Annotated in this window: 9 protein-coding genes; all 9 read right to left on the bottom strand. The window is 37.1% G+C overall.

What is annotated here, in order from left to right; translation table 11 throughout:
• Positions 1 to 670: 670 nt before the first annotated feature.
• Positions 671 to 2,152 (bottom strand): lysine--tRNA ligase, encoded by a 1,482-nt coding sequence (lysS, locus tag J2Z81_RS05495; protein WP_029268315.1) that lies wholly within the window; start codon positions 2,150 to 2,152, stop codon positions 671 to 673.
• Positions 2,153 to 2,348: 196 nt separating this feature from the next.
• Complete coding sequence (gene dusB / locus J2Z81_RS05490) at positions 2,349 to 3,338, bottom strand: tRNA dihydrouridine synthase DusB (protein ID WP_029268314.1); 990 nt, start codon at positions 3,336 to 3,338, stop codon at positions 2,349 to 2,351.
• A gap of 32 nt (positions 3,339 to 3,370) precedes the next feature.
• Positions 3,371 to 3,592 (bottom strand): helix-turn-helix domain-containing protein, encoded by a 222-nt coding sequence (locus J2Z81_RS05485; RefSeq protein ID WP_029268313.1) that lies wholly within the window; start codon positions 3,590 to 3,592, stop codon positions 3,371 to 3,373.
• Entirely contained in the window at positions 3,562 to 4,074 is a 513-nt protein-coding gene (gene folK / locus J2Z81_RS05480; RefSeq protein WP_029268312.1) for a 2-amino-4-hydroxy-6-hydroxymethyldihydropteridine diphosphokinase, read from the bottom strand. The genes J2Z81_RS05485 and folK overlap by 31 nt, the downstream gene beginning before the upstream one ends.
• Positions 4,071 to 4,439 (bottom strand): dihydroneopterin aldolase, encoded by a 369-nt coding sequence (gene folB, locus J2Z81_RS05475; RefSeq protein WP_029268311.1) that lies wholly within the window; start codon positions 4,437 to 4,439, stop codon positions 4,071 to 4,073. Before folB ends, folK begins: the two co-directional genes overlap by 4 nt.
• A gap of 17 nt (positions 4,440 to 4,456) precedes the next feature.
• Positions 4,457 to 5,272 carry a dihydropteroate synthase gene (folP, locus tag J2Z81_RS05470; protein ID WP_029268310.1) on the bottom strand — a complete coding sequence of 272 codons (816 nt, stop codon included), beginning with the start codon at positions 5,270 to 5,272 and terminating at the stop codon, positions 4,457 to 4,459.
• Between the two features lie 125 nt (positions 5,273 to 5,397).
• A complete protein-coding gene (cysK, locus tag J2Z81_RS05465) occupies positions 5,398 to 6,330 on the bottom strand; it encodes a cysteine synthase A (protein ID WP_029268309.1) in 933 nt (310 codons plus the stop codon).
• Positions 6,331 to 6,450: 120 nt separating this feature from the next.
• The gene (locus J2Z81_RS05460; RefSeq protein WP_226370876.1) at positions 6,451 to 7,356 is read right to left on the bottom strand and encodes a peptidylprolyl isomerase; all 906 of its coding nucleotides are present in this window, start codon (positions 7,354 to 7,356) and stop codon (positions 6,451 to 6,453) included.
• Between the two features lie 28 nt (positions 7,357 to 7,384).
• On the bottom strand, positions 7,385 to 8,254 hold the full coding sequence (hslO, locus tag J2Z81_RS05455; protein WP_226370875.1) for an Hsp33 family molecular chaperone HslO: 870 nt from the start codon (positions 8,252 to 8,254) through the stop codon (positions 7,385 to 7,387).
• Positions 8,255 to 8,329 lie beyond the last annotated feature (75 nt).

Raw genomic sequence — 8,329 nt, 5'->3', positions numbered from 1 at the left:
ATCTGCATCCACAACCACAAGCTATCATCTATATTCTTGACATACTGGTTGTTTTGTTCAGTTTTCAAAGAGCAAATTGTGCTTCGCCGTTCAAATTGGCGACTTTATTAATATATCACGCTGACAAGATAATGTCAACAACTTTTTTAAAATATTTTTAAAGGAGTTGAAGAACTTTATTGCCGTTCAACGCAACGTTTATTAATTTACCATGATTATTCTCCAAAAGCAAGCAAATTATTAAAAAAAGTATAAAGAAAATATTTCCTGCCTCAAGTACATGTTGCAACGCCTGTTATGCTTTGCTTTCTGTTATTGCTCCTTACTGTTTACGTTTGATAAAGCACAGTTCTAGTCATAAGTACAACAACAAATGGGTTTAGTTAAAGGGTAATGACTAAAATTATAATGCCAAACTTCATAAATACAATTCGATAAAGACTTCTTCTTTATTAACAAAAAATATTCCTTATTATCTAAGATTGCTTAAAAAGGAAACATATTAAACAAGGTGCATTTTTACATCCTTTTTAGTTACATTCCTTTCTTTCTCACTCATTAAGCTTGTTTTAATAAAAAAATATACGTGCTATTTCTAAATTGAAATGGCACGTATATCGAGTAATTGCTTTAAAAAATTCTAGACAGTAGAGTCTTCCTGTATCTTACCTTATTTATTGCGCATTTGCGGAAATAGCAATACATCTCTTATGGATGGTGAGTTAGTTAATAGCATAACGAGACGGTCAATCCCAATACCTAGTCCCCCTGTTGGTGGCATTCCATATTCAAGTGCTTCTAGGAAGTCCTCATCCATAAGATGTGCTTCATCATTCCCTTGTTCCCTTTCTGCCACCTGTAATTCAAAACGAGCACGTTGATCAATCGGATCGTTTAACTCACTAAATGCGTTGGCATGCTCACGACCGACTATAAATAGTTCGAATCGATCTGTAAAGCGGCCATCTTCTTTATTCTTTTTAGCTAAAGGGGAAATTTCTACAGGGTGACCAAAAATAAAGGTTGGTTGAATCAGTCTTTCCTCTACTTTTTGTTCAAAAAACTCATTAACTACATGGCCAAAAGTCATGGTATCTTTAATTTCAACCCCATGTTCCTTAGCTAATACACGAGCTTCTTCATCACTCATTTCCTTCCAGAAATCTACACCTGTATATTCTTTTACAGCATCTACCATATGAAGTCTTGTCCATTCCGGTTTTAAATTGACTTCGTTTTCACCGTACGTAATTGTTGTCGAACCTAAAACTTCTTTAGCAATATGCGCAATCATACTTTCTGTCAGCGACATAATATCTTTATAATCTGCATATGCTTCATATAATTCGATCATTGTAAATTCAGGGTTATGTCTGGTGGAGACTCCTTCATTTCGGAATACGCGACCTATCTCATATACTTTTTCTAAGCCGCCTACAATTAAACGCTTTAAGTGTAGTTCAATAGCTATTCGCATATATAAAGGTATATCCAACGCATTATGATGTGTTTCAAAAGGACGTGCTGCTGCTCCTCCAGGGATACCGTGCATCATAGGCGTTTCTACTTCTAAATAACCAAGTTCATCTAAATAACGACGCATGGACTGTAATATTTTACTCCGTAGTACAAATGTATCTCTGCTATCTAAATTGGTAATCAAATCTAAATAGCGCTGGCGGTATCGTTGCTCAACGTCCTTTAATCCGTGATATTTCTCAGGGAGTGGACGAAGTGACTTCGTTAATAAATGAAATTCTGCTGCCTTAACAGATAATTCCCCTACTTTTGTTTTAAACATTACACCGCTAACACCTATGATATCTCCCATATCTGTTGATTTGAAAATGTCATATGCTTCTTCTCCGATTTCGTCTTTTCGTACATATATCTGAATTTGACCACTAACATCTTGGAGATGTGCAAACCCAGCTTTTCCTTTACCGCGCTTTGTCATCATTCTTCCGGCGATCGTAACATAGTCCTCTCGTTCTTCCAGTTCTTCTTTTGAATAGGTATCATATAATTCTTGCAGCTCTTTTGACAAATGAGTCCGTACAAATTTGCAGCCAAAAGGATCCAGCCCTTTTTCTTGATAATCCTTTAGCTTCTCGCGTCGAACACTCATTTGCTCATTCAATTCTTCTGACACTATTAACCCTCCAGTATTATGGTTTATAGAAAAGATCCCTTATAAACCTAATATTTCTTACATTATACATCAATGTACATCGGCATCTACTATTATCATTAGTATATAGAAAAAAGAAACTTCTTTCATCTATCTTGAACATACATAAGAAAAAACTGTCAGCAAGTTACTGACAGGTTCAAAAATGAACTAAAAATTAGGAAGCTCTCATTGAGGTTTCTAATTCATGTGCGTAATCATATAATATATTTAGTAACTCGTCTCTTGTTTCACTTTCATTGATACGTCTTCTTATTCTTCCGTTCCCTTTTAATCCTTTCAAATACCATGCAGCATGTTTACGCATTTCCATAATTGCAATTTTTTCACCTTTAATCTTAATTAAGCGATCCATGTGAAGCATACAGACATTGATTTTTTCCATAGGGGACGGTTCATCTAATAGTTCCCCTGTTTCAAGGTATTTGGTAATACGGTAAATCATCCATGGATTCCCTAGTGCAGCACGTCCTACCATGACTGCGTCGACGCCTGTTTCTTCAAGTCGCTGTTTTGCAACTTGAGGGGAATCGATATCTCCATTTCCGATAACTGGTATAGAAACTGCTTGCTTCACCTGTTTGACTATGTCCCAATCTGCATATCCTTCATACATTTGTTTTCTTGTTCTCCCATGAATAGCTAACGCCTTCGCACCAGCAGCTTCGATTGCTTTAGCATTATCAATGGCGTAAATGTGGTCTTCATCCCAGCCACTGCGCATTTTAACTGTTACTGGTTTATCAACAGTTTTTACCACTGCTGAAACCATCTCATGAATTTTATCCGGGTCAAGCAACCACCGTGCACCAGCATCACACTTCGTAATTTTTGGAACAGGGCATCCCATATTAATATCAATAATGCTGGCGTTTGTATTTTTATCAACAAATTGCGCAGCCTCCATTAGTGAATCTTTTTCTCCTCCAAAAATTTGTAAACTCATTGGCATTTCTTCTTCGTCAATAAAAAGCATGCCCATTGTTTTTTCATTTTTATTAACGATTCCTTTATCACTAACCATTTCAGCATATACCAGTCCAGCGCCAAATTCCTTAACCGTTAAACGAAAAGCATAATTACACACACCCGCCATAGGCGCCAGTACAACTCGATTAGGAATAGATATATCTCCTATTTGAAACATCGTTTTAGCCTCCTTTATACAGTTTTTTAACATTACTCCTTCGTTTTTATATCTTCTAACATTAGTTCTTCTTTACTTATATTTAAACTTTCGGATACCTTATCCAATAATTCCCCAGAAGGTATCATTGTGCCTCGTTCTACTGCTCCAAGATGAGCTATAGGAACATTTATTTTTTTTGCTAAATCAATTTGCGTGTAACCTTTTAGCTTTCGAAATGCTTTTATTCTTCTGCCGACTCTTTTGGTGTCCATGTCGTTACATCCTTTTCTGCGCTTTCTGATAGATCCTTTATTAAGTCTCCTGCCGTTTTATTATATGTTGGGATATTTAAGGACGGAGCAATTTCCTCTAATGGAACCAGCACGAAGGCACGTTCATGCATTCGTGGATGCGGTACTGATAAACGCTCTGTTTTTATATTTTCTTGATTATATACTAAAATGTCAAGATCTATTGTTCTAGGGCCGAAACGAATCGTGCGTTTTCGCCCTAATTGTTGTTCAATCGTCTGACATGTATTCAATAGTTCGATAGCTTCTAGGGAAGTTTCTATTTGAATCACCATGTTTAAAAAATAACGTTGATCCAAGTAACCAACCGGTGCAGTCTCATAAATGGATGATTTTTTTAAGATAATAATGCCTTCCACCTCTGACAGTGCACTTATTGCATGATTTAAATATGTGAAGCGTGGTCCTATGTTTGTTCCCAGTGCTATAAAAGCTTTTTTCATGATACCTTCTCCCTGAAGATTTCTACTGCAACAGACTGATAATGGCCAGCAATTGGGGGATCGGGTTTTATGACCTTTACCTTGCAAGCAGCCATTATATCAAATGAGACGAGTAATTGATTTGCAATTTCTTCTGCTACAGCTTCAAGTAAGTTTTTAGCCTCACCTTCCACTATTTTTTGGACAAGTTCATATACATGTCCATAATGAATAGAATCAGACATGTCGTCTGTTTTTCCTGGTTTCTGCAGATCGGTGAATAGTTCTAGATCAACATGAAATCGTTGACCAAGTTTATTTTCCTCCGGGAACAGACCGTGAAAGCCATAAAATTGCATATTATTTAATAAAATTCTATCCTGCATTCGTCTTCACCCCCCCTTTAATAACGGCGTATCGTATCCATCACATCTACTAAATCTTTATGTATCTTAACATTGTGGACACGTACAATTTGGACTCCTTTCGTGATTCCTAAACAAGTTGTAGCTCCAGTCCCAATATCCCGTTGCTCTGCGGGAATATCATTTAATATTTTTCCGACCATTCTCTTTCTAGAGGCACCTAGTAAAACTGGATATCCAAGCTGGGAAAATTGTTCCAAGTTGTTCATCACTACTAGATTATCTTCCATTGTTTTCGCAAATCCTATCCCAGGATCAAGGATAATATTTTCCTTTTTTACATCCGCCTGTAAAGCAATATCGATACTTTGCTGTAAATCTTGCTTCATATCACCGAGAAGCGATGTATAGTTCATATTCGTTCGATTGTGCATTAAAATGATTGGTGCATTATTATCTGCAGCAACCTTAGCGATTTCAGGTTCTTTTTTTGCTCCCCATATATCATTAATAATGGCAGCACCCGCATCGATCGCTTGCTTTGCCGTTTCTGCTTTATATGTATCGATGGAAATAGGAATATTCACCGCTGATTTAACGGCCTCAACCATCGGTATGACTCGGTTTAATTCTTCCTTTAAAGAGACAGGCTCATGATCCGGTCTTGTCGATTCTCCGCCAATATCAATGATATCTGCCCCTTGCCTTTCCATTTCTATCGCTTGATTTACTGCTTCCTTAATAGATGTATAACTTCCACCATCAGAAAATGAATCAGGTGTAACATTTAAAATGCCCATGATATGCGTACGTTCTGCCAAATTATATGTTTTTACTGCCGTTTTTAATTGCATACTACATCGGACCTTCTTTCATTAGATTAACCATACTTATATTATCATAAAATAACGAAAAAGAGCTAGCATACATTTTTAAATGAGTAGCTAGCCCTCAGCATCATTTTATGAGCAGTTAATTCTTATTCAGTATCCTTATCAAATTGATACAATGGCGTAGATAGGTATCTTTCTCCATTATCCGGCAGTATCGCCAAAACTTTTTTTCCCTTACCTAACTTCTTAGCTATTTTCTGTGCTGCCGCTACTGCTGCACCAGAAGAGATACCTCCTAAAATGCCTTCTAATTTTGCCACATTGCGAGAAGTCTCAAACGCCTCGTCATTTGAGATACGAATAACATCCTCATATACATCCGTATCTAACACCTTAGGCACAAAGCCAGCTCCAAGCCCTTGTAATTTATGCGGACCTGGGGAATCTCCTGATAATACTGCGGAATCATCTGGTTCTACTGCGTAAATTTTAATATCTTTAAAATGTTCCTTTAAAACTTTACCTGCCCCGGTAATCGTACCACCAGTACCAATTCCTGAAATAAAGGCATCTAATCCATCGTCCATTTGTTCTACAATTTCTTTTCCTGTCGTACGGGCGTGGATCTCTGGGTTTGCCTCATTATCAAACTGCTGTGGCATAAAATAACCATGTTCCTCTTTTAATTCTTCTGATTTTTGAATTGCGCCTTTCATTCCATCTGCCCCGGGTGTCAAAATTAATTCTGCCCCATAAGCCCGCAACAAATTTCGTCTCTCTTTACTCATTGTATCTGGCATAACTACTACTAATTTATATCCCTTGGCTGCTGCAACCATTGCCAATCCGATTCCAGTATTCCCACTTGTCGGTTCAATAATCGTATCTCCAGCTTTCAAAACACCTTGTTTTTCAGCCTCTTCCACCATGGATAAGGCAATACGGTCTTTAACAGAACTTCCAGGATTCATAAATTCTAATTTCAAATAGACTTCTGCACTGTCTTCATCGGCAGCTCTATTTAATTTTACAATAGGAGTTTCGCCAATTAAATCCGTAATGTTTTTAGCAACTCTCATTAATATAACCTCCAAATTCCTACTAAATGCATAGGATTTATTTATAATTTACGGTCTTTGCGTTATTTTGTCAACAAAAATGAATAAAATAGGCGGATGGTTAAATGTACTTATATCAAATTATTCTTCAAATATCCAGTTTATATCTGCCTTTTTCCATAAAGGACTTGCTGTAAGTGGTTGATCTAGCTTATCTAATGCGAGCTCCCTCTTTATGTATGGCTTTATTTCATCATAAGAAAATGTGATGGACGGTAAATTTCGATGAAGATAAAGAATTACGAATCCATCTGTTGTTTTAAATGGTTTACTGTATGTTCTCTCCTCCATTTTAGCTGCCTTTTCATTATACTTACTTGGAACAAAGGAGCTTTTATTTGTAAAAAACCCGAGATATCCGCCCTCTTTTTTGGTGTCCCCATCAATTGAGTATTCTTTAGCTAGTAACCGAAATGATGCGCCTTGATCAAGCTCATCCATAATTTTTTCAACAGTTTTCTTGTCTTCCACAACGATGTGGGAATACTGCCGAGAAGCCTGAAAATCGTATTGCTTATGGTATTGTTCATAATACTTTTGTATTTCGCCTGCTGAAATATCTATGCCTTCTGTTAATAGGGCCTCTAATTGGTAACGATGCAAGATAGACTCTCGCCATTTTTCTTCCATGCGTGCTGTTTCCTCTTTTGTCATTATTCCCTGCATCGTCGTAAGCAATGCAATTTCCCGGTCAATTACTTTTTCATGTACATGTATATTCTCTTGTTCCGCCAATTGCTTCACAAGCTTTTGGTCGATCAGCATTTTTAAATGTTTTTCTCCATAATCTCTTCTTAAAGAAGACACCCAATCATCATATGATATTTTTGCCCCATCAATGATGGCCACCGGTTTATTGCTATTTATCTCTTTTTCTTCTCCGCCAGTATCTATTACTATTTTTTCATCTGTTTTCCAAATTAAGAATGTAGCAATATTGGTGATCAGCAGTACCACAACAATACCCAATAACAGCCTTCTTGACATGAATTACTTCCTTTCACTAACGGTTGGTTTATTGTTTTAAATTTACTAGCTCATCCTCGGTCAGATAATACTTTTTATTACAAAAATGACAAGTTGCTTCTGCACCATGATCTTCGTCAATCATCGCTTGAATTTCTTCATTTCCAAGACCCTTGATCGCTCGTTCAATCCGTTCTTTAGAGCACTTACAGCGGAATGTAATTGGCATTTGCTCATGCACCTTTACTTCCTCTTTTCCAAATAAATGTTCTAATATTTGCTCCGGTGAGTTCCCTTCTCTAATCAACTTCGATATGGATGGAAATGTCTGAATCTGGTCTTCCAACCGGGTAATTAATTCTTCATCGGCACCTGGCATCACTTGGATAATAAATCCTCCCGCAGATAAAATGGAATGATCCGGGTTAACTAAAACACCTGCACCAACTGCTGTAGGTATTTGCTCAGAATTTGCGAAGTAATACGTGAAATCCTCACTAATTTCTCCTGAAATAATAGGAACATGTCCCGTAAAATAATCTTTTAGCCCAAGATCTTTTACAACACTTATATTCCCCTCTGTGCCTACTGCACGAGCGACGTCAAGTTTCCCATGGTTATTCAATTCGAAGTCAACATGAGGATTTGCTACATAGCCACGAACTTCTCCTTTTGCATTACCATCTGTCACAATCACACCTAAGGGCCCATTTCCTTCTACTTTCACACTCAGTGAATCATCCCCCTTATACATTGCACCCATCATCGCAGTAATGGTTATCGTTCTACCTAATGCGGCTGAAGCCGTAGCCCATGAGTCGTGCCTTTTTTGTGCTTTTGCAACTGTATTTGTTGTCGTAGTAGCATAAGCTCGTACCATTCCCTCATAGGTAGTAGCTTTAATTAAATAATCTTTCATAGGTATTTGAATTCTCCTTTACAATCTTGTTTAAAATAAGAGAAAAATAATCATTCACCTTATTTTATAATGACC

It is taken from the genome of Virgibacillus alimentarius (genome assembly GCF_017874635.1).
Classification (GTDB): domain Bacteria; phylum Bacillota; class Bacilli; order Bacillales; family Amphibacillaceae; genus Virgibacillus_B; species Virgibacillus_B alimentarius.
The sequence above is the reverse complement of the archived record's forward strand: the minus strand, read 5'-3'. Positions and strand labels throughout refer to the sequence as shown.

Coding starts and splice junctions, on each gene's coding strand:
- dusB (WP_029268314.1), bottom strand. CDS start 3,338: ATGTTTCAAATAGGAGATATATCTATTCCTAATCGAGTTGTACTGGCG.
- folK (WP_029268312.1), bottom strand. CDS start 4,074: ATGAAAAAAGCTTTTATAGCACTGGGAACAAACATAGGACCACGCTTC.
- folP (WP_029268310.1), bottom strand. CDS start 5,272: ATGCAATTAAAAACGGCAGTAAAAACATATAATTTGGCAGAACGTACG.
- hslO (WP_226370875.1), bottom strand. CDS start 8,254: ATGAAAGATTATTTAATTAAAGCTACTACCTATGAGGGAATGGTACGA.
- J2Z81_RS05460 (WP_226370876.1), bottom strand. CDS start 7,356: ATGTCAAGAAGGCTGTTATTGGGTATTGTTGTGGTACTGCTGATCACC.
- J2Z81_RS05485 (WP_029268313.1), bottom strand. CDS start 3,592: ATGGACACCAAAAGAGTCGGCAGAAGAATAAAAGCATTTCGAAAGCTA.
- folB (WP_029268311.1), bottom strand. CDS start 4,439: ATGCAGGATAGAATTTTATTAAATAATATGCAATTTTATGGCTTTCAC.
- cysK (WP_029268309.1), bottom strand. CDS start 6,330: ATGAGAGTTGCTAAAAACATTACGGATTTAATTGGCGAAACTCCTATT.